At 61.5% G+C, this 22,144-nt stretch carries 15 protein-coding genes and 1 pseudogene; 10 read left to right on the forward strand and 6 right to left on the reverse strand.

Annotated features, from left to right (window positions below; translation table 11 throughout):
- Positions 1–238: 238 nt before the first annotated feature.
- Both IY73_RS04840 and IY73_RS04845 read right to left on the reverse strand, forming a co-directional pair.
- Positions 239–1,303 (reverse strand): annotated as a pseudogene (locus IY73_RS04840) (inositol-3-phosphate synthase); the annotation flags it as partial.
- Between the two features lie 174 nt (positions 1,304–1,477).
- On the reverse strand, positions 1,478–2,032 hold the full coding sequence (locus IY73_RS04845; protein WP_053962102.1) for a PadR family transcriptional regulator: 555 nt from the start codon (positions 2,030–2,032) through the stop codon (positions 1,478–1,480).
- 333 nt (positions 2,033–2,365) lie between these two features.
- Here IY73_RS04845 and IY73_RS04850 point away from each other — a divergent pair, with 333 nt between their 5' ends.
- The 8 genes from IY73_RS04850 to IY73_RS04885 all read left to right on the forward strand — a co-directional run bounded on the left by IY73_RS04850 (position 2,366) and on the right by IY73_RS04885 (position 11,977).
- Positions 2,366–4,921 carry a transglycosylase domain-containing protein gene (locus IY73_RS04850; RefSeq protein ID WP_053962103.1) on the forward strand — a complete coding sequence of 852 codons (2,556 nt, stop codon included), beginning with the start codon at positions 2,366–2,368 and terminating at the stop codon, positions 4,919–4,921.
- A 307-nt stretch (positions 4,922–5,228) separates the two neighbouring features.
- Positions 5,229–5,516, forward strand: a complete 288-nt coding sequence (gene rpsF, locus IY73_RS04855) for a 30S ribosomal protein S6 (protein WP_053962706.1) — start codon at positions 5,229–5,231, stop codon at positions 5,514–5,516.
- A gap of 41 nt (positions 5,517–5,557) precedes the next feature.
- Positions 5,558–6,073, forward strand: a complete 516-nt coding sequence (locus tag IY73_RS04860) for a single-stranded DNA-binding protein (protein WP_053962104.1) — start codon at positions 5,558–5,560, stop codon at positions 6,071–6,073.
- A gap of 47 nt (positions 6,074–6,120) precedes the next feature.
- The gene (gene rplI / locus IY73_RS04865) at positions 6,121–6,573 is read left to right on the forward strand and encodes a 50S ribosomal protein L9 (RefSeq protein ID WP_053962105.1); all 453 of its coding nucleotides are present in this window, start codon (positions 6,121–6,123) and stop codon (positions 6,571–6,573) included.
- 660 nt (positions 6,574–7,233) lie between these two features.
- Complete coding sequence (dnaB, locus tag IY73_RS04870) at positions 7,234–8,664, forward strand: replicative DNA helicase (RefSeq protein ID WP_082345433.1); 1,431 nt, start codon at positions 7,234–7,236, stop codon at positions 8,662–8,664.
- Positions 8,665–8,773: 109 nt separating this feature from the next.
- Positions 8,774–9,988 (forward strand): glycoside hydrolase family protein, encoded by a 1,215-nt coding sequence (locus IY73_RS04875; RefSeq protein ID WP_053978986.1) that lies wholly within the window; start codon positions 8,774–8,776, stop codon positions 9,986–9,988.
- A 202-nt stretch (positions 9,989–10,190) separates the two neighbouring features.
- A complete protein-coding gene (locus tag IY73_RS04880) occupies positions 10,191–11,576 on the forward strand; it encodes a fluoride efflux transporter FluC (protein WP_053978987.1) in 1,386 nt (461 codons plus the stop codon).
- Positions 11,577–11,578: 2 nt separating this feature from the next.
- Positions 11,579–11,977: a fluoride efflux transporter FluC gene (locus IY73_RS04885; protein ID WP_053978988.1), complete on the forward strand. Its 399-nt coding sequence runs from the start codon at positions 11,579–11,581 to the stop codon at positions 11,975–11,977.
- A 189-nt stretch (positions 11,978–12,166) separates the two neighbouring features.
- Here IY73_RS04885 and IY73_RS04890 read toward each other — a convergent pair whose 3' ends face one another.
- Positions 12,167–14,119 (reverse strand): MFS transporter, encoded by a 1,953-nt coding sequence (locus tag IY73_RS04890; RefSeq protein WP_053978989.1) that lies wholly within the window; start codon positions 14,117–14,119, stop codon positions 12,167–12,169.
- A 107-nt stretch (positions 14,120–14,226) separates the two neighbouring features.
- Here IY73_RS04890 and IY73_RS04895 point away from each other — a divergent pair, with 107 nt between their 5' ends.
- Positions 14,227–14,886 (forward strand): TetR/AcrR family transcriptional regulator, encoded by a 660-nt coding sequence (locus IY73_RS04895; protein WP_053962110.1) that lies wholly within the window; start codon positions 14,227–14,229, stop codon positions 14,884–14,886.
- A gap of 229 nt (positions 14,887–15,115) precedes the next feature.
- Positions 15,116–16,924: an alkaline phosphatase D family protein gene (locus IY73_RS04900; RefSeq protein ID WP_053978990.1), complete on the forward strand. Its 1,809-nt coding sequence runs from the start codon at positions 15,116–15,118 to the stop codon at positions 16,922–16,924.
- 73 nt (positions 16,925–16,997) lie between these two features.
- Here the strand turns inward: IY73_RS04900 and IY73_RS04905 are convergent, their stop codons facing one another.
- The 3 genes from IY73_RS04905 to IY73_RS04915 form a co-directional block, all read right to left on the reverse strand.
- Complete coding sequence (locus tag IY73_RS04905) at positions 16,998–18,686, reverse strand: NYN domain-containing protein (RefSeq protein ID WP_082346578.1); 1,689 nt, start codon at positions 18,684–18,686, stop codon at positions 16,998–17,000.
- An 82-nt stretch (positions 18,687–18,768) separates the two neighbouring features.
- On the reverse strand, positions 18,769–19,362 hold the full coding sequence (locus IY73_RS04910; RefSeq protein WP_053962112.1) for a hypothetical protein: 594 nt from the start codon (positions 19,360–19,362) through the stop codon (positions 18,769–18,771).
- A gap of 239 nt (positions 19,363–19,601) precedes the next feature.
- Positions 19,602–22,142 carry an ABC transporter permease gene (locus tag IY73_RS04915; protein ID WP_053978992.1) on the reverse strand — a complete coding sequence of 847 codons (2,541 nt, stop codon included), beginning with the start codon at positions 22,140–22,142 and terminating at the stop codon, positions 19,602–19,604.
- Between the last annotated feature and the right edge of the window lie 2 nt (positions 22,143–22,144).

A 22,144-nucleotide genomic window follows, 5' to 3' on the forward strand; every position in this document is an offset into this window, starting at 1 on the left:
TAACTCCATAACAACCCATAACAAGCAGTGGCGGGTGAGAGAAACTCTCTCACCCGCCACTATGTGACTTCTTCCGTTATGTGCGGAAACGCACTGCGTTACCCGCTAGGGGAAGGCTCCACAAGCTGGTGCTTGATGCGCTGACAGCTGGTGGTTAGGCCTTCCACTCCAGCGGATCTTCGCCGGCGCGCCACACGGAAGCCTCAGTGAGGTCGGCAGGCCATTCTTCGCCCTTCTCAATGAAGTCCTCGACGGCGCGGCGGGCGCGGTCGTCCGGCAGCTGGCGCGGGGGAGACTTCATGAAGTAAGAGGAGGGAGCCCACACGGGGCCACCGATGCCACGATCCATGGCGATCTTGGCGGCACGCAGGGCGTCGATAATGATGCCAGCGGAGTTCGGGGAGTCCCACACTTCCAGCTTGTATTCGAGGTTCAGCGGAACTTCACCGAAGGTGGTGCCTTCGCAGCGAACGTATGCCCACTTGCGGTCATCCAGCCAGGCCACGTGGTCAGAGGGGCCAATGTGGACGTCGCGATCGGCCATCTCGTGGGGGACGATGGAGGTGACGGCGCGGGTCTTAGAGACCTTCTTGGACTCCAGGCGATCGCGTTCCAGCATGTTCATGAAGTCCATGTTGCCGCCCACGTTCAGCTGCGAGGTGCGGTCCAGGCGCACGCCGCGCTCCTCGAAGAGGCGGGCTATGACGCGGTGGGTAATGGTAGCGCCCACCTGGGACTTGATGTCGTCACCGACAATCGGCACGCCAGCGTTGGCAAACTTCTGGGCCCACTCGGGGTCAGAGGCGATAAAGACGGGTAGGGCGTTGACAAAGGCGACGCCGGCGTCGATGGCGCACTGGGCATAGAACTTGTCGGCTTTTTCGGAGCCCACCGGCAGGTAGGAGATGAGGACGTCGGTCTTGGTGTCCTTGAGAACCTGTACAACGTCGACGGGTTCTGCAGGGGATTCCTCGGTGACGGTGCGGTAGTACTTGCCGAAGCCGTCGTAGGTGTGGCCACGCTGGACCTTCACGCCGGTTTCGGGAACGTCAGAGAACTTGATGGTGCAGTTCTGGCCGGCCCAGATGGCGTCGGCCAGGTCGAGGCCGACCTTGTCCTTGTCAATGTCGAAGGCGGCGGACCACTCAATGTCGTTGATGTGGTACGTGCCGAAGACGACGTGCATGAGGCCGGGGACGCGGTCGGTGGGCTTGGCGTCTTTGTAGAATTCCACGCCCTGCACCAGGGAGGACGCGCAGTTGCCAACACCGACGATGGCGACGCGAATCTTATTGTCAGTCACTATTTACTCCTTGCGGTTGGGTAGCGGGTGCTACCCCTCTTCACGGTGGATGGAAACCAAGTGGAGGAGTGGTGACGGTGCCCGGGGAACCGGGCGCTGCCGCAGTGGTGGGCGGCAGGGTGCGCCGGAAAGCACGCGGCGGGGGGTGTTGGGCCTCGTGCAGCAGTGGTAACGCTAGGCGCCGTCTTCGTCTTCCGCTTGGATAAGTGAGTTGACCCAGGAGATCTCGCGTTGCGTGGATTCGAGGGCCAGCTCGTTCAACCCCTGGCTGTACGGGGACAGCGGGTTGGTGGGGTTGATGGGTGGAGTGACCCTGCCGTGTATCACGCTGAGGAGGTGGTCGCGTCGTTCTTCGAGCAGGCGGCGGCGCCCTTCCAGCAGGCGGCGGCGTGCCGCTGCGGGGGTTTTGTGAAAGAAGGCCAGGCGTATGCCGAAGTCTTCGTCGCTAAAACTGGTAGGGGTGATGTCGCTGAGTAGCTCGAGGAAATGCTGGCGGCCAACCTCTGTGAGCCGATACACCTTCTTCGCCTTGCGGCGCGTCAGCGTAACGACGGGGTCTTCCAGAGGAGACTTAATAAGGCCATTCGTCTCGAGCCTGTTCAGTACTGGGTAAAGCGAACCATAGGAGAAGCCGCGGACAGTGCCCGACATTTCGGTGAGCACTTTGCGGATCTGGTAGCCGTGCATGGGCTCAATGTCGAGGAGTCCAAGTACTGCAATGTCGAGCACTGTGTTCTCCTTTCCACAGGTCGTGCGCGGTGATGGCGTCGCTGGGGGGCGACGTGGTTGCTGCTAGCCAGAACATTAGCAGGAGCGGGAATAATAGCCCCAAAGCTAACAACCACTATATCGAGCCGATATATCCTCGACAATGACTTTGGCGACGTTTTCCCCCATCTGCACCCGCAGCCGTCACCTCCCACAGCGTCCCCCGACTCCACCCACCACATCCCCCACGTGGGGCTTGTCACCCCCTATGCAGGTTGAGATAGTCGTACAGAATGGAAAGTGCCTATAAGATGGGATGTTGTACAACTTTCGCCGCAAGAGAGGGCACACCGCATGGGACGACATGGCGCCCCCCGAAGCTTCGGGGATCGTGTTGGCGACACCTGGGCTGCCACACAAGGTAAAGCCTCCCTGCTTGCCAAGGACTTGAGCCGCAAAGCCGGAAACAAACGCGACGCCCACCCACAGCAAGGCGCCGGCCAACCTGCCCGCCAAACCTCCGGAGGCTCGCAACAGCGCGCCCGTCGTATCTCTGTCGAATCTCTCCAAGCTGAGGGAACCCGTCCCGCACCCGCTTCCCGCAGCACACCCAGCCGCAGCGCACCCAGCCGTGGCAATGCTGCCCGTGGCGGAGCAACTCGGGGTACGGTGGCCGGCCGGGCAACTGCAGCCGGCCGCAGCGGCGCCCCTTCAAGCGGTGGAGCCCCCAAGAAGACCCGCCGCCCCAAAGCCCCCCGCCCCCCGAAGAAGACCACCCCCAAGAGCGTCGTCGCCGGCATCTTCAAATGGATCGGCCTGCTCCTCCTTACCGCCATCGTGGCCAGCGTCATCTTCTTCGTCCTCATGTACATCTTCGTGCGGGTCCCCGCCCCCGGAGACATCCCCACTGCACAACGCGTCACCCTCGTCGCCAGTGACGGCAAGACCGTCCTCGGCAACATCATCCCCGAAGCAGGAAACCGGCGAGAAGTTGACGCCGCCCAAATTCCCGAACACCTCCGCCACGCCACCATGGCTGCCGAAGACCGGGAGTTTATGACGAACAAGGGCTTCTCCGTCAGCGGTTTCGGCCGTGCCGCGCTCGGCCAACTCACTGGCCACGCCGACGCCGGTGGTGGCTCCACCATCACCCAGCAGTACGTCAAGAACGCACTGGTTGGTAACGAACGCTCCTACTGGCGCAAGTTCAAAGAACTCGTCATCTCCATGAAGATGGCTAACCAGTGGTCGAAGCAAGACATCATGACGGCCTACCTCAACACCATCTACTTCGGCCGCGGCGCCTACGGTGTTGATACTGCCGCTCAAACCTACTTCGGCAAGCCCGTCCAGGAACTCACCTCCTCTCAGTCCGCCATGCTGGCCGGGCTCATTCAACAGCCCTCCAACCTAGACCCCCGCATCAACCCCGTAGCCTCCGAAAATCGCTGGAAGTACGTGGTGCGAGGCATGCTGCAGGAAGGCTGGCTCACCCGCGAGGAAGTCGCCAAGATGGACTTCCCCAAGACCATCCCCGAAAACAAGAACCGCACCCTCGACAACCGCCTCTCCGGCCCCAACGGCATCCTCAAGGCGCAGATTATGCGGGAGCTGGCCGACCACGGATTTGACGAACAAACCGTCACCTCCGAAGGTCTCCGCATCATCACCACTATCTCGCCCGACGCCCAAGAGGCCGTCATCAAGGCCGTCCAGGACACCTTGAAGGGCCAGCCCAAACAGATGCGGGCCGCCGCTGTCACCATCGATCCGCAAACCGGTGGTGTGCTGGCCTACTACGGTGGCGCCCAAGCCGGCGACTTTGACTACGCCTACGCCCCGCAGATGACCGGCTCCTCCTTCAAGGTGTTCACCCTGGCCGCCGGTCTGGATCAAAACATTCCGCTCAGCAAGATGTACTCCTCCGCCCCCTACAAGATGGGACGCATCACCATCGAAAACTCGGAGGGCACGAGCTGTGGAACCTGCACTATCGCCTCCGCCACCGTCATGTCGCTGAACACCAGCTACTACCGGCTGATGATGGATCTCAAGAACGGCCCCCGCGACGTGCGCGCCATGTCCTACAAAGCCGGGATCCCCCGCGAAATCCCCGGATACGGCAAGACCCTCCAGAATAAGGACGGCTACGTGGAAGGCGGCATCACCCTGGGTGCCTACCCCGTCCGCCCCTTCGACATGGCCTCCGCCTACGCCACCTTTGCCGCCCGCGGTATCTACCACGAACCGTTCTTCGTGAAGGAGGCCATCGCCAACGGTGGTGAAGGCCGCACCGTCTACCAGCACGACCAGCAGTCCGGCGAGCGACGCGTCAAGGAAGTCGTAGCCGACAACGTCACCTCCGCACTGGAACCCATCGCCAGCTACTCCAACGGCCACGGCCTAGCTGGAGGACGCCCCTCCGCCGCCAAGACGGGAACCGTGCAGCTGGACAACACCGGCAAGAACCGAGACGCCTGGATGGTGGGCTACACCCCACAGGCCTCCACTGCCGTGTGGGTGGGCACCCAAAATGGCACCGCCCTGGAAACCAGTGGGGGAGCAGCAGTCTGGGGTTCTACCCTGCCCTCCGACATCTGGAAGAGAACCATGGACGGCGCCTTGCAAGGCGAACAGTTCAAATACTTCCCGGCCCCTGGTGCCATTGACGGCCAAGCCGGCCGCCCGGGCTACAGCTACTACACGCCGTCCGAATCCTCCGAGAACGAGAAGGACAAGAAGAAGAAGCGGCCGCGCCGCGAGCCTAGCGACTCGAACCGCACCTCCGTCACCCGCCCGACCATCCCCGGTCTGCCAGGCGTGGAGAATCCGTTCGCACCGCCCACCACCACCACGCATCACCCGAATGAGGACAATCTGGAGGACGACGGAGGAGTGTTGTGGCGCTAACCCGCCGCCGGATGAGCTAGCGTGAGGAGGGCCGCCCAGGCGCGTGCACGGCTGCCGCACCGCAGTCCGGCTGCCCGGCCTGATACCCCTGCCGCAACCCCGGCGGGCCGCCGGCTCGACGCACCTGTTAGCCCAGAGTGGGCATAATTCCAAACAAAACACACCGTGTCCCGGAAGAATGGCTCTTCTCCGTTAGGAGGGGAGCCATTTCTCCTGCTAGACTGGTGCAGTTGCAGACGCAACGAACCCTCCTGCCACGGAAAGGCCGTGGCCGATTCTTACTAGTCCATAGGAGGTGATGAGGTCCGTGCGTCAATACGAAATGATGGTCATTTTTGATCCCACTCTCGACGAGCGCACCATTGCCCCGTCCCTGGACACGTTGCTGAACGTGGTCCGTGAAGAAGGCGGCAAGGTTGACAAGGTCGATGTGTGGGGCAAGCGCCGTCTTGCCTACGAGATCAAGAAGAACTCGGAAGGCATCTACGCGGTAGTCGATTTGAACTGCGAGCCGGCAACGGTTCAGGAGCTTGACCGACTGCTCACCCTGAATGAAAGCGTTCTACGCACCAAGGTGCTGCGCGCTGATCAGTAAGCCTCGGCTGCTGACTAACGCACATCATCGTAGGAGGAATTATGGCTGGCGAAACTACGATCACGGTGGTGGGAAACCTCACCGCAGACCCTGAACTGCGCTTCACCCCCTCGGGTGCCGCCGTGGCTAACTTCACCGTGGCCTCCACGCCACGTCGCTTCAACTCCCAAACTAACCAGTGGGAGGACGGCGAAGCACTGTTCCTACGCTGCAGCATCTGGCGTGATGCCGCCGAGCATGTCGCCGAGTCCCTGACTCGTGGCTCTCGCGTCATCGTGCAAGGTCGTCTGCGTCAGCGCTCCTATGAAACCCGTGAGGGAGAGAAGCGCAGCGTTATCGAGCTGGAAGTCGACGAAATTGGTCCCTCCCTCCGCTACGCCACCGCTAAGGTGACGAAGGCGACGCGGGGAGGTGGCTCCTTCGGCGGCGACAGCTTCGGTGGATCCAATAATTCCTTCGGTGGTGGCTCTGCCAACCAGTCCGCTCCGTCCGACGACCCGTGGGGTTCCGCTCCACAGTCTGACTTCGGCGGTGGCATGGATGAACCCCCGTTCTGATCTGGCAGACAGCACACAGATTTATCAACGAAGAAAGTAGAAGATCAATGAAGCTGATCCTCACCACTGCCGTTGACCACCTTGGTGCCCCCGGCGAAATCGTCGAGGTCAAGGATGGTTACGCAAGGAACTTCCTGCTTCCCCGCCACAAGGCTATCGTCGCCACCCGTGGCGCCGAGAAGCAGATCGCCGCTATTCAGCGCGCCCAGCAGGATCGTGTGATCCGCGATGCTGAGCACGCCCGCGAGGTCAAGGAAGCTCTCGAGGCTCTGACCGATGTCAAGGTTGCTGTGAAGTCTGCGGAGAGCGGCAAGCTCTTCGGCTCCGTCACCGCTGCTGACATCGTTGAAGCAATTGAAAAGGCTGGCGGCCCCAAGGTCGACAAGCACGCCGTTGAACTGGCCAAGGGCCAGATCAAGACCGTTGGAAACCACGATATCGTTGTGGCTCTCTCCAGCAAGGTCAAGGCCACTGTCGCTGTCGCCGTCGCCACTGAGTAACACCTACTCACCCATCCCATAACTTCAGACAACAGCATTTCAACCACCGGTTAACTGCCGAATACGCTTCTGGACAAAGCTCGGCAGCTTAGCCGGTGGTTGTATCTATCCCCGGTGAGAGGGGTGGGGAGGTTACGAGCGAGGACGAGAGGATGGCGCTCCCTTGCCGGGGCTACACATGTGGTGAATGAAGCGGGGTGACGGGTTCGTGACGGCGCGAGGGTGATGAGAGGATATAGTGTTCCGCTCTGTGGATAACTAGGTGGTAAGTAAGGGAAGCTACGTAAATGGGGGCTAGCTGGGGGTGTTATGGGGGAAGACAGAGCGTGACGAAAGGATTTGAGAAATCCTCCAAAAGCTCTGTTATCCACAACTCTAAATGTCCTCTGACCTGGCATTACGAAAAAGTTATCCACATAATTCCACAACTTTCCACATTTGTTCCCCAAATGTCACATGGGCTTTGGGTATAAGTGCCCTTCTCATCCACAGAATAATCCACAGGTTTATCCACAGGCGGATGTGGACAGCTCCCACCCCACGCATCCTCCCCCCAAATATCACCCGTCAACAGCACAAAGCTGACCTGACTTTAACCCGCTAAACGCATAAAGTAGGAGACACACTAACCAACTGTCCGACGGTAGGAATGCGCAAACCATGACAAGTAACGCTGGGCCCTTCGGTGACCCCTTCGAACCGCCCTACGATGACCCCTACTCAGGATCCCCCAGCGACACCGGAGTGCCCAGCGCCGCACTCCACGACAAGCAGCCCCCCAACGACCAAGCTGCCGAACAAGCCGTCCTCGGCGCCATGCTGCTCTCTAAAGACCTCCCCCCGCTGATGCACCAGATCGTCCGCGCCGACGACTTCTACAAGCCCGCCCACGGACGCATCTACGACGCCATCATGAAGCTCTCCTCCAATGAAGAGCCCGCCGATGCCGTCACCGTCGCCGACCAACTCGACAAAGAAGGGGAACTCCTACGCATCGGTGGCGCCCCTTACCTGCACACTCTTATCGAAGCAGTACCCTCCGTCGCCAACGCCCCCTACTATGCCCACATCGTCGCCGAAAAAGCACTGCTACGCCGCCTCGTCGATGCCGGCATGCGCATCACCTCCTACGGTTACGCCGCCGCCGACGGCATGGACGTAGACGCCATGGTGGACCGTGCCCAAGCCGAAATCTATGACGTCACCGAACGCCGCCACACCGAAGACTACAAATCCCTCGAAGACGTCCTCCAACCCACCATGGACGAAATTGAGGAAATCGCCCGCAACGACGGCAAAGCCGCCGGCGTCCCCACCGGCTTCTTCCACCTGGACGAGCTCACCAACGGCCTCCACGCCGGCCAGATGATCATCATTGCTGCCCGCCCCGGTGTCGGTAAATCCACCCTCGCGCTCGACATCATGCGCAACTGCTCCCTCAAACACGACAAAACCTCCGTCATGTTCTCCCTCGAAATGGGGCGCATCGAACTCACCATGCGTCTCCTTTCCGCCGAAGCCCAAGTACGCCTCGCGGACATGCGCGGTGGCCGCCTGGACGATACCGACTGGGGCAAACTGGTGAAACGCATGTCCGAGATCGCCGACAAACCCCTCTACATCGACGACTCACCCAACATCACCATGATGGAAATCCGCGCGAAAACTCGCCGGCTCAAGCAACAACACGGCCTCGATCTGGTCGTCGTCGACTACCTCCAGCTGATGAGCTCCGGCAAAAAAGTGGAAAGCCGTCAGCAGGAAGTCGCCGAGTTCTCCCGCCAGCTCAAACTCCTGGCTAAGGAACTGGAAGTCCCCGTTATCGCCGTCTCCCAGCTCAACCGTGGCCCCGAACAGCGCAACGACAAGCGCCCCCAAGTATCCGACCTTCGTGAATCTGGCTCGCTGGAACAAGACGCCGACATGGTCCTTCTGCTCCACCGCCCAGAAATGTTTGACCCCAACGATGTTCACGCCGGCGAAGCTGAGATCATCGTCGGTAAGCACCGCGGCGGCCCCACCGGTACCGTCGAGGTCGTCTCTCAGCTCCACTTCTCCCGCTTCGTCAACAAAGCCCGCGACTTCGACTAGAAGCCGCCGCGCCAACTGCGCGTCTTCCGGCCACGACGGAACACATCATCCCGGACCTCACAGCTGACGCACCTCTCTCCCCATCACTACTCCAGAAAGAAACCCAACAATGGCTATCCGTCTTACCCGGCTTCGGGGTGCCATTGCCCTCCTCTCCCTCACTCTGGCCTCCGCCAGTATCGCTCCCCTCCCCGCACACGCCGCACCCGCCTATAACCGGAACGTCAGCTACAGCGAATTCATGTCACGCGACGTCCTCATGGGCGCTTTTTTCACCAGCGACGGCGACCACTCCGACACCCTCTACCTCTCCACCGACGGCAAACAGTTCGACGAACTGAATGTCGCCTACCAGGACGCCACCCCCACCAACCCCAACGACGACACCTCCACCCTCGGCTCGATCCACCACACCCTGGGTGACCCCAGCATCATGTACCATGACGGCGCCTTCTGGATGCTCTCCGGCTGGAACCGCCACGACGGCAAATTCTGGCCTACTATCGGCGTCTCCAAGGACGGCAAAACCTGGTCCTTTCCCGAAGCTCTCCACTTCGGTGGCAGCACGTACCCGGGGATCAGCCTGAGCCCTGCTGCCCGCTACGGCACCGACATTGTCGCCCCCGAGTGGTTCCGGGACCGCAACGGCAAGGTCTACATCATGTTCTCCGCCGGCTACTTCGGCCTCTTCCACGGCCGCCGCTACCAGGACCGTATGGTTCCCTACCTGGTGAAAGTCAACGAACTGCGTTATGACGGGCCGTCCCAATACAATGCCCGCCTCCCCAAGATCACTTTCCGCCCCGGCCGTGCCCAAGAGATCCACTTCTCCCTGCCTTCCGATAATCGCATTGATGGTTCCGCCTTCCAGGATGATGACGGGTCCTACTACATCGTCATTAAGCGCGATGGTGCCCACAACGAAATCTGGCGCAACAGTCACATGGGTACCGGTGGTTGGACACTCATTAACCGCAACGCTGTCGAAGGGTCAGAAGGCCCCTCTCTCACCAAGGTGAACGGTAAGTACTTCCTCTACACCGACAAGCTCTCCACCTGGGGGAAGGACTCCACCCGTGGCACCCTCGTGGCGGGAGCCAGCAGTCTCAATGGTAAGTGGAGCAAGCACGGCAAGATTGCCACACTTCGCAAGAACGGGAGCCGCCGCGCTAACCGCCACGGCACCGTCATCCGCATCACCGACTCCACTGCTAAGCAGAAGCTCTACACCCTGTGGACCGGCAAGCCGGCCCCCGCGAATGCCGGTGGACTGCTGGAATGGCTGAAGTCTCTGGGCAAGAAGATTGTGGAGCCGCGCCCCTAGGGCTAGTTCCGCCGTGGACGTCCGCTTGTCCGGCTGCTTGCGGCTTTTCGATTTTCTGGGAAATCGGTGGGAATTTACACTGTCTCAACGCTGGGAGAGTGGGGGCGAACAGGTACTGTTAATGCAGTAACCTACGTCCCCGCCTCCGGGAGGAGAACGCTGCTCCGCCGTTGGCCACGAATCGGGAAGTATCAAGCGTTTCATGACATCTCGCACCTCTTTCTCCCTGGAGAAACTGCGCAGCTACCTGGGAATGGCCCTGGCAGTTGCCGCTGGTGGCGCCCTCGGCGCACTGCTCCGCTGGACCTTAACTACAGGCTGGACCAGCACTCCCGGCACCATCGCCTGGTCCGTTCTGCTCATTAACGTGGTGGGCTCCGCCCTATTAGGGGTGGTGACGGTGGTGGCTGCCTGCCGCCTGCCCCACCGGCCCATGGTGGTTGCGTTCCTGGGCACTGGCCTGCTGGGTGGTTTCACCACGTTCTCCACGGTGATGGTGTTGAGCTTGCAGTTGGCCTATGAAGGACACCCGTGGGTGGCGAGCCTGCAGGTGCTCCTCAATGTGCTGCTGTCTGTGTTGGCGGCGGTGGTGGCCATGTTCTGCACCACGCTGGCCGTGGATAAGCAGGATGCCAAGCGCGGGATGTCCACCGAACTTTCGGTGGAGTCGGAGGAGAGTGCGGAGGAACTGCTGGCCGTTGACCGTGTCGAGGACGAAGAGGACGACCCGGCAGCTGAGGCCAGTGGCGCCGACGTCAGCGACGCTGAGCCGCTGGAATCCGACGAACTCCACGCCGACGTAGTCGCAGCCAACGTAGTCGCAGCCAACGTGCCGGAACCCGAAACGACCGTCGCCGCACCACCTGTTGAGGCTACTGAAGTTGTGGAAATCGCGGAAGTCGCGGAGGCGCCGGTAGAGGAGCACCATCCCGCCGAGGATGCCCTTAATAAAGATCCGCAGCATGACGACGCCGAGCTCTTCACCGAGTCCAACGACGCGGAGGAGCTGCTGGCCGTTGACCGTGCCCACCACATCAACCACCCTAAGCGCGACTACCGGGCTAGCCGCGACTACCAGGCTAAGGCTGCCGCTGTGCCCGCAGCAGAGCATGACGCTCCTGCTGACCTGCCGACATCTCGCCGCACCTACCGGGCTGGTGGAGCCACTACCTCCGCGCAGCATGAAGAGATGGTGCCGGGCTATGTGACTGCCCCGCCAGCCGCTTCCCCAGCGCCTGCCGTTGACGTTTCTACTGACGTTGCTGCCGCGCCGGGGGCTGCCACCGATGTTGCTGCCGCGCCCGCACCCACACCGCGCGCCGGTCGACACTCACACGCGAAACCCCGTCCCCTCATGGCAAATGGGCAGCCTGAACCGGAGCTTTACCTGCCAGATCTCGACTTCGACTCAGAGGCATTCGCTTTCCCTGGCACCGCAGAGTTTCCCATCGTTACCTTCGATGAGGGCGGAGAAGGTGCCAGCCGTCACTCCCGGCGGGCTGTACCCGAAGGGCAAGCCGGCACGGTGGCAGACCTGGCCGCCCGCTTCGCCGCGGCCCGTGGCATCGAGAATGAGGAGGACAAGTAGCAATGGGAACTACCGCACTTCTTGTCATGGGTGGTGGCGCACTCGGCGCCCTGCTGCGTTTCATTCTCGACCGCACGCTCCTCAGCGTGCAGCACGACAGCACCGCCAAAGGGAGGCGCGCCCCCGCCTTCTCCACCGGCATCCTGCTAGCCAACCTCTTCGGTAGTTTCCTGCTCGGGCTGTTCACTGTGGCACTCAGCCTAGGTGTCATGAGTGATAGCGGCTATGCCATCTGGGGTGTTGGCCTGTGTGGCTCCCTCACTACGTTCTCTACCTTCAGTGTGGAAGTGGTGACGATGCTGCGCACCCACCACGGCTGGCAGGCACTATTCTACGTGCTGGGAAGTATACTAGGCGGTCTGGTGCTGGGCGTTCTCGCTGCTCTTCTCATCCTGGGCTAACGCCACCGGGGCCGTCACTACCCCCTCCCGGGACACCTACCTCGGACATCTACCGGGGACGCTTAGCTGGCAATACCTCGCCGCTAAGCCCACCCGGCAGCCTCACCCACCATATGCATAAATGACAACCGGCCAGTGCAGTCACCTTCTCTGATGGTGAACCGCACCGGCCGGCTTTGCGAGGAGAGGTTAGCGGCGTTGGCGCTTGAAGTTCTTCATGGCTTCCGCTGCCGAGGTGCCTTCCGGGCTACGGTTGGCGGCCCGCTTAATGGCCTCCTTGCGCTCTTTCTCCTTCAGCTCTTGCTCGACGGCTGCACTGCGCTCTGCCACAGTTTCGCCGGAGTGGCGGCGGGCCTGGCGGGCCAGCATGGCCTTGGACGGGCGGTTCTTCACCTGCCATAGCCGCAGCGAGGCGAGGAAACCGACCACCAGGAATACCATCGACACCCACATGGAGGTGGATATGGCGTCTGTGTAGCCTAGGCGCAGAATGTCGGAGAACGGGGGCAGTTGCATGAAACGCAGGTTGGCGCCACCGGAGTTAATGGTGGCCTGCACCAGCGGCTCGGTGAGCTGCTTGGGGGCACCAACCTGGGCTACCAGGCCGGGCAGGTGGTTGCTGAGCGAGGTGGCCAGGATGGAACCGCCGAGGGCGATACCGGTGGCACTACCCAGCTGGCGCACTGTGGATTGGGTGGCGGAGCCCATACCGGAGCGCTCCACCGGTACGTCGCCCATTACCGTGGAGGTAAGCTGTGCGGAGGCGAAGCCTAGACCAATACCGTAGATCACCAGCATGAATGCCATGGACCAGAGGTTTTGTTCGACGTTGAGTGTGCCGGCTAGCATGGCCACACCTACCACTTCTAGGCCCAGGCCGATAATGACGACACCGGTGGGGGTGATGGATTCGGTGACGCGGCGGGCGAGGCCACCGGAGATCATGGCGCCGATAGCCATTGCTGCCAGTACCCAGCCGGCCGTCATGGGGGACTTCCACATGCTGTTGATGATGAACATGGGCAGCAGGAATACCAGGGAGAACTGGCCGATGCCGACCATCATGGCGGTGAGGTTGCCCCAGGCGAAGGCGGGGCTGCGGAAGAGGTACGGGTCAAAGAGAACGTACTTGGTGTGTTTCACTCGGTAGAGTTCCCAGACGACAAATCCCACGAGAATCAGAATGCCGATGATGAGGAGGAAGGGTACGGAGCTGAGGGCGGCGTTGGGGAACAGGTCCTGGTTGAACACCTTGAGGGTGGCCTTGCGGTGCCACCAGCCCAGCTTGGGGCCTTCGATGATGGAGAAGACGATGAGGCCTACGGAGAGGACAGAGAGGAGGAAACCGAGGATGTCATGGCCAGTCTTGGGGGTGATGGCGCCGGCCTTAGGGAGGAAGGTGACTTCACCGTCAGGGGATGCGGCGACAGCTTCGGCAGCGTCGGTGAGGGAGTCTTCTTTCGCGGCTTTGGTGTTGGGGACGACGATGAAGGCACCAATGAGGCAGAGGATGCCGAAGGGAACGTTGATGAAGAAGATCCAGCGCCAGTCGCTGTAGGTGGTGAGGGCACCGCCAACGAGAGGGCCGACGGCGGCCATGCCGGAGATGGTGGCGCCCCAGATACTGAAGGCGATGGCGCGGCTTCGGCCGGTGAAGTTGGCGTGGACGTTGGACAGGGTGGAGGGCATGACGAAGGCGGCACCGACGCCCTGCAGGGCACGGGAGAAGATAAGCGCGTTACCGGTGAGGGAGGTGCCGGCGAGGACGGACCCGAGAATGAAGATGATGAGGCCGATGACGAAGGTGGTGCGGCGGCCGATGCGGTCTGCGAAGCTACCGATGCCAAGGAGGAGGGAGGCGACGACCACGGTGTAGAGGGCGCTCACCCACTGAGCTTGGGAAAGGTCCAGTTTGAGGGCTTTGATGATGGTGGGCAGGGAGACGTTGACGATGGTGCCGTCAAGGATGATGAGGGACAGGCCGAGGGCGAGCACGGCGAGCATTGCCCATTTGCGCCACCCGGGTTCGGAGATGACGTCGCTGTTGGATGCGGTGGTGCCGCGTGCAGGGTCTGCTGGTGCAGGGTGGTCAGCAGGGCCGTCTGCCTCCGCGCCAGGCTTGGGGTATTTGGGGAGTGTCATTTTTCCTCCGCTCACTCTTAGAGACATGGTGTCTCCAACATTGTGTGTCATCTTGCTGACAGTGTCAATGGTGCCGTTAGAATAGATTAAACAGGAGGTTGACCAAGATGCCACGTATCGCCGCTAAGACGGTGAAAGAACACCGTGAGAATATCGAAACTGCTCTGGTCGACGCAGCTGAAGAAATCCTCCGTAACGAACCGGGTACTGAACTCACTGCTGCTGCCATTGCCAAGCGTGCTGGCATTGCCCGCAACAGCATCTACCGCTACGTCACCTCCGTTAATGACCTCCGTCGCCTCGTTATCGAACGGTACATGCCCGGCTGGATGGGTGCCGTCAATGCCGCCACTGCCGGCATTGAGGATCCGCGCGAATGGCTCACTGCTTGGCTTACTGTCAACCTGGAACAAGCCGTCGCCTCTGACCACGGGTGGATGCGTACCATCGTCGTCAATGCAGAAAATCCGGGTAGACGAAGCCCTAATGTCAACGCCACTATCGACAATCGTAATTCCTTCACTCGCGCCGGGGTAGACGTCGACGATGTACACGCCCGTGCCAACTCCAACCTGGCAGATGTGTGGGAGAAACTGGCGCCGGGCCACGGTTCCATCTACACTAGCCTCACCATGGCGCAATTGGGGGTGGGGTTCCGTGCGCTCGAAGCGGGTGGCAGGCTTGCAGAAGTGCGCCCCATCATCGTGCGGTCCGTACTCGCCATGATTCCGAGTGAGAGCGCCGACAGTTCGGCGGCTGACTGTTGATCCTCGACACTCTGACAATATATACCAAAATAAAGAGCATTTATAATATATAAGAATTATTAGAGTGCTGCTCAGAGTGCATTTTAGAGCAGAAATAGTAAACAAATAGTGAAATCGACACTCCGGTACCATGAATGCCGGTAGACAACCGATGAACACTCTCCGAACACCTGTCGAGAACCCCCATCTGAGCTAAGAAAATGGGGTCTGACGTGCCAGAATCCCCACTATGGGATCACAAAACAAGCATTCGTCGGACACCCCTGCCTCCGACAAGAACGTGTCACGCCGCAGTGTGCTCAAAGCCTCTGCCGCCGGTATCGCCCTCGGTGCCTCCACCTCCGTGCTGCCCAAGGTGGCCAACGGAACCGCCGCCGCCAGCCCGCTCGCCCGCACCTCGGGTACCAGCACCGCCACCGCCCTCGGATCCGCCCCGCAAGGCCCCACCTCCCCCTACTCCACCAACGTGTTCGTACACGGCGTCACCTCCGGTGACCCGCTCCCCAACGCCGTCATCCTGTGGACCCGTATCACCCAAAAACCCACCTGGACCCCCGGCTCCCTGCGCGGAACTCCGGTTCGTGTGAAGTGGGAAGTCTGCCCCCAGGTCGGCCGTTCCCGCTGCTTCGGTAGCGCCGTCCGCTCTGGCGTGGTCACCACCACCAAGGACCGTGACTTCACCGTCAAAGTAGACGCCACCGGCCTGCAACCCAATACCCGCTACCTCTACCGCTTCACTGTCCTCGACGGTCCCGCCGCCGGTGCTGTTTCTCCGGTCGGTGCCACCAAGACCGCTCCGGCTCTCAACTCCATGCCGACCCGGGTACGCTTTGCGTTCCTCTCCTGTTCCAACTGGGAAGCCGGCTACTATTCCACCTACCGCTTCCTCGCAGACCGCGGCGACCTCGACTTCGTCGTCCACCTGGGCGACTGGTTCTACGAGTACAAGACCGGTGAATACACCGGCGTATACGGCCGCGTCCGCAAGCACGAGTACCCGGGCGAAACCATGACCCTGGAGCAATACCGTCGCCGCCATGCCCACACCAAAACCGATCCGGACCTACAGCGTTGCCAGGCCATGTACCCGTTCATCACCGTCTGGGACGACCACGAGTCCGCCGACAACGCCTACCTGGAAGGCGCCGTCAACCATGACCCCGAACATGAAGGAAACTGGCACACCCGCAAACGTGCCTCCGAAAAGGCCTACTTCGAGTACATGCCCACCCGCGTGAACACCCTCACCGACGGCCAGCACCTGTACCGCTACTTCCGCTGGGGCAAGCTCATGGACCTGAGCGCCCTGGATCTGCGCTCCTACCGCTCCAAGCAGAGCTGGTGGCTGCAGGATAACCCCAAACAGTCCATCGGTGGCGAAAAACAGATGCAGTGGCTGCGCGACAACATCAAGAACAGCCCCTGCCTGTGGAAGGTCATCGGCAACCCCGTCATGATGGCTGCCCTTCATATCCCGCCACTCTCCCCGGAAATAGCCAACTACATTGCACAGAAGACCGGTAACCCGCCGCACGGCCTCATCTTCAACTCCGACCAGTGGGATGGCTACCAGTGGGACCGCTACCGGCTGACCTCCATGATCGCCAAGTACAACATCAAGAATGTGGTGGCGGTGACCGGCGACATCCACATGTCCTACGCCAACGACATCTACGAGAAGTTCGACGGCAATATGAAGGGCCGCCGTGTGGCCGTGGAGTTCGTGGGACCGTCCATCTCCGCCGCCAACGTAGACGACATTGTGTTCGATGAAGTTGGCCTCAAGCTCCCCGAGGATGATCCGCTGTTCACCACCGTGTCAGACGCCATCAGCTTTGCCAACCAGCACGTGCGCTGGAACCAGTGTTCCAAGCACGGCTATGTGGTGGTGGAGTTCAACAAGAACTTCGCGCAGGCGGACTGGTTCTTCGTCAACGATAAGTCCAACCCGCGCACCGGCCAACACTGGGGTAGCTCTTGGGCCACCAAGGAAGGCGTCAGTGCCCTCTACCCGGTGAAGAAGCCGCTGAAGTTCTAGGCTGGCCAGGTCTGCTGAGAACACCACTGTGACCCGGGTACTAACCTTGCTGGGGTTAGTACCCAGGGAGAGCCTACTTGCCCATGATGATGCCGCGGATGCCCATGTGGAACCCGTCGCGCAAGTTGACACGCTGCGAGTCGCTTAGGGTGTACGCGTCCAGAGTTTGGCAGGCGAACTGCAGCAGCGGACGGTCGATATCCGCCGGCAGCCCACCCCCGGTCAGGATGTGGGCGGTGGAGCGCTGCTCCGCCGTGGCAGCATTGTTGTACCACCACATGGCGTACTGCTGGCCAATGTCGAACGGTGTCTGGTTGCCAGCGCTCTCCCACACTTCGTCGTAGGGGAGGGGCACATAGCGGGACCGTTGGGCGGGACGCCGCTTCTGCGCCATCATTCCGGGTGACGGCCGCCGAGTGGGCTGACTCACCGGCTCGGCGGCCACCGGAGTGCCCGGAGCTGCATCGGGCTGGGCGGTGCTGTCCAGGGTGTCCGTGTGGGCACTGGCGGCGTCGGCAGTCTGAGCGGCAGCAGCCAGGGCGCTAGTGTCGGCAGTGCCAGGGGCTGCTGCAGTTGGGTCTGCCTGTTCCTCTGCTGCTTGGGTAGCGGCTGCTTGGGCGGCAACCTCCGCGGTGGAGAGGTCGGCCCGTTCGTCCTCTTGTACGGCTGCTTGGGCAGAGCCGGGGGTGCCGGCGGAGGCGCCAGGTTGCGGGGCGTCCTCGTCGGTAGCTGGGGCTGCCACGGTTGCATCAGCTACACCACGCTCCGTTACGGCCCCAGCATCAACTTCACTGGCTGCCTCCACTACCGCGTCGGAAACACCTTGGGCAGCTACCGCACGCGCGGCATCGCCGGCGGTTTCCTGGCTGGTAGGGGTGGAGTCTTTGTCGTGGCAGGCGGTGGCGTGGGCTTCCACCTTTGCGTCGTCGGCGGTGCAGTCGGCGGTGGCGTGGTGGGTGCGGATGCGGTGGCGGGTGCTGCGGCGCCCGAACTTACCGGGGGAAAGGACGGGCGGAATGAGGGGTACCCCGTGTGGGGCAGCGGGGGCAGCGTCGAAGGTGTCGGTAACGCCGTCGTTCTCTGTCTCGTCCATAGTGCTCGAGGCAGCAGTGTCTGCCGCGTCTGGGGCGGTGGGTATGCTCGCGCTTGCGCCAGCACCCATGCTGGCCGGTGCTACTGTGTCGCCGTCACCGTTCTCCTCATGGTGGGTGAAAGACTCTAGTACCTCGATGTGCATGCACTCGTCGAAGTCGTCGCGTGGGTCGAGGACGGTGACGGTGTCGCAGGCGGAGCGGAGCGAGTTGGAGATGGAGTCCCAGCCGAAGCCGATGAGGTGGACACGCACCCCGTGCTCCACGGCTGTTTCTACACCGGGGATCATGTCGGCGTCGCCGGAGACAAGTACGATATCGCTGACGATGCCACGCACGGAGCGCAGCACCATGTCGGCTACCAGCCGTGTGTCGACGCCTTTTTGGGTGCGGCGGTCGCCCCATTCAATAAGTTGGCCGGAGCGTAGTTGTACCCCGTTGATGTGGCGGAGAGTGCGTTGGTAACGGTGGGGGCCGGAGTCGGGGATTCCGTCGTACCAGAGTTGGCGGTGGACTGGGAGATGAATTTTGTCGCTAACAATTGTATTAAGATGGCTGATCACAGCCGGTAAATCTATTTCTAATTGGGCCCTGGCGCCGGTAGTCCATGAGTTATAAAAGCTTGCCAGTAAGTAGGAGGTATCAACGAATACCTCAACGCGGTCTACCACGGTGGGTCTCCTTTCTGCAGTTGTGGGTTGAGCAGTTGTCTTCTAAAAACCACTATGGTGCCTTTCTCTCTGCCGGGTTGGTTTAGCGGGATGCTTCGTCCACCCCAGGGCGGGGGATAGCGCGGATAGTGGTCAGGTGGGAGGTACAGCGCACCTCCGGGGTGTCGGTGCGGGAACTGCGGCGGCAGTTCCAGTCCCGGACACGTGCGTTGCTGCGGGGTTCGCGGCCAGCACCGAACATAAAGTCGAAGATTACCTCGTTCGCCTCCGCGCAGGAGGTGAGGCCGGTGGTGATGACGTTGTCGGTGGCCTTCCCGGTGGGTGGTGTGTAGCTGAGGCACCGGGTGTTGGCGGGGGCGAGGCTTTGCGGGCTCACCGGGGGTTCAAAGTAGCGGCTGGGGGGCAGGCCGGGGGCACCGCGGAGATTGTTGCGGCTCCACTGGTTGGTGGGTGGGGCGGCCTGTGGTGAGCTGGTGGGGGTGGGGGTGCTGCTACTGGAGGTGGTGGTTGTGCTGGTGGTGGTGCTGGGGGAGGGAGACGGAGTGGTGGTTTCCGCGGTGGGTCCGCAGGCAGCGACGGTGATGATGCAGGCCGCACTGGCTGCCAGGGCGGCAGCCGACCGGAGGGCACGCGGGGTGGGGCGGCCACTTCGGAAAGTACGGGGGGATGAGGTCATGTTTATAGCCTAACTATTTGAATTGTGAGGGGTTACTAATAAAAGTGGGTTTTTTCCACTCAGCAGGCGGCGCGAGCCGTCACCCTCGGTTTATCCACAGCGAGCAAGCTGGACAGTTGCCAAAACGCCTCCAGCGCGGCCTATCCGCACGTCCGTCTGCTGCACACAGTGGCGCGTCGAGTGATACTGCACGTCAGCGAACTCGGCTGCCGTACACAGTGACACATTCGGCGGTAGTGCTAGTCGGCGATAGCCCGCAGCGGGCTGATCTTCGCAGCCCGTTTCGCCGGCCCCAGCGCCGCCAGCACTCCCACCACAACCGAGCCCATCAGTACGCTCACAATCATCTGCCACGGAATGACGACGATGCTAATGCCGTACTTGCTCATCGTGTTCGTCAACGCCCACCCCAATAGGGTGCCTGCTGCCGTCCCCAACACCGTGCCAAACACGCTCAGCACAATAGATTCCACATAGAACATTTGCCGTAGCGACGCCCGGCTCATCCCAATAGCCCGCAGCATCCCTATCTCCTGCCGCCGCTCCGTCACCGACAATGCCAGCGTGTTCACCACACCCAACACCGCGATTATGATGGAGAGCATCAGTAGCGCGTACAGACCCGACAGCATAGAATCCAGCAGTTTCGCCTGCCGGCCGGCGAACTCCTCGGTGGTCTGCACCCGCAGAATCTTCAACTTTGCCAGCGAGTTCTGCAACTGCGCCTTCATGGTGGAAACACCATACATGCCGTTGGACTGCACCAGAATGAGGTAGGCGAACTGGTGCGACGGTGGCACTACCCTCTCATAGAGGGGGAAGCTCATCACCACGTCGCCGATCACGGCATTGTCCTTAAAAATACCCTTCACCGGCACCTTCTGGTCCCCCGTGAGCGTCTCCACCGTCATCGTGTCGCCGGCGTGCACATGCATCTTCTCCGCAAACTTTTGGGAGATAAGAAGAGTGTCGCCGCTCATGTCGTAGCGACCCTCGGCAACCTCATAGTTAATCATGTGGGAGGCGTCCCGGTCCGGGGAGGCAAACATCATGGATTCGCCGTCAATATCGGTAAACCCGTAGAAGATGGCAGACGAGTCCTCCACCCCCACCATGTCCTCCACACCAGGGGTGAACTGACGCGGAATCAACATGTTCGTCGGCGGCACAATCACAAAATCGCAGGATAAACCACCAGTGATGACCTGCTTCGTGGAGGCTGTCGTAGAAGATCCCATCACCCCCACAATCGACACCAGAATCAGACCCAAGGTCAAGGCGAACGCCGTGGTGGCTGTCCGCACCGGGTTCCGCAGCGCATTCCGCATAGCCAAGGTGCCGGTCTGCCGGAATGGCGGCAGCGGCTTGATGAGCGACCCCAGCGCATAAACGGCCGGTTTGGAGAGCGCTGGGCCAGCCAAGAAAAGGCCCAGAATCATTGCCAGCGCCCCCACCCCAACGGTGATGAAGCCAGGCTTGCCCACCATGGAAGCACCCGCCACCACAGTCACCACAATGCCGACCACCAGGAATACCGCCCCCGCAATCGTGCGCCCCTTCACAGACCCCATAGCGGTGTTGGAATCCTGGTGCATGGCCTGCACGGGCGGAATGTTGCCGGCGCGCCGGGCAGGCACCCAGGCGCTCACCAGCGTTACCAGTACGCCCAGCACTAGCGGGACAACGATGCTGGTGGCCGTCACCGTCAAGCCACCGTTGGAGATAGCCATGCCCACTTTGCTCATGAGAGCAGCCAAGCCAAAGGCTAGCCCGGCCCCCGCCGCAACCCCCAGCACCGCCCCTAGCAGGCCCACCACCAGTGCCTCTGCCAGGACGGAGAGGGTGACTTGCCGGCGGGTAGCGCCGATGGCCCGCAGTAGGGCAAGTTCGCGGATGCGCTGGGCGACGATCATGGCAAAGGTGTTGTAGATGAGGAAGGTGCCCACGACCAGGGCGATAACGCCGAAAGCCACCAGGAAGTAGTTGAAGAAAGTGAGGTTTTTGCGAATCTCCTTGTTCATCTCGTCGGCCACTTCCTGGCCGGTCTGCACCTTGTACTTGGGGTACATTTTCTGTAGCTCCGCCCGCACCTGCTGCACAGTAATACCCGGCTGGGAAGTGTCCACGTCCACGTCGATGGCGTTGACGTTCTTCCCATCCGTGAAGGACTTGATGAGGTGCTCGGGGGTAAAAAGCATTTGCGCCTGGTCGGTGCTGGTAGGGGCGAGGGTGCCCACCAGGATGCCCTTTTCGATACCGCCGGCGGCGCTCATCCACTCCACTGTGTCGCCCAGGCGGTACTGCATCGTCTTCGCGAGAGGCTGGCTGAGGGCAATGTGGTTGTAGGCCTGGGGGAGGTGGCCGGTTGCCAGACGGATGTCCTTGGTGAGGCTACCGGTGTTGTGGAAGTTGCCGACGGCCGTCACCCCACCCGGTTGGGCAATTTGGGCTTTGCCATCCTGGTCGGTGATCGCCAGGCCACCCACTACTACCGGGTTGGTGCCGGCGACACCTTTGACGGAGGCAATCTTGGCGCGCTCGGTGAAGGGCACAGAGCCGATTTGGTTGGAGCTGCTCACCCGCAGGTCGATGGAGCTGAGGCTGCTGTTGAACATCTCCTGGAAGCTGCTTTGCAGGGTGGCAGTGAATACCAGGCTGGCGCTGATGAAGGAGGTGCCGAGCACCACGGAGACGATGGTGAGGAGGAGGCGGAGTTTGTGGGAGGCCAGGTTGGCGAGGGTGACGCGGGCGAGCGGGTAGCGGCGTTGTGTGGTGGGCATGG

It is taken from the genome of Lawsonella clevelandensis, assembly GCF_001293125.1.
Classification (GTDB): domain Bacteria; phylum Actinomycetota; class Actinomycetes; order Mycobacteriales; family Mycobacteriaceae; genus Lawsonella; species Lawsonella clevelandensis.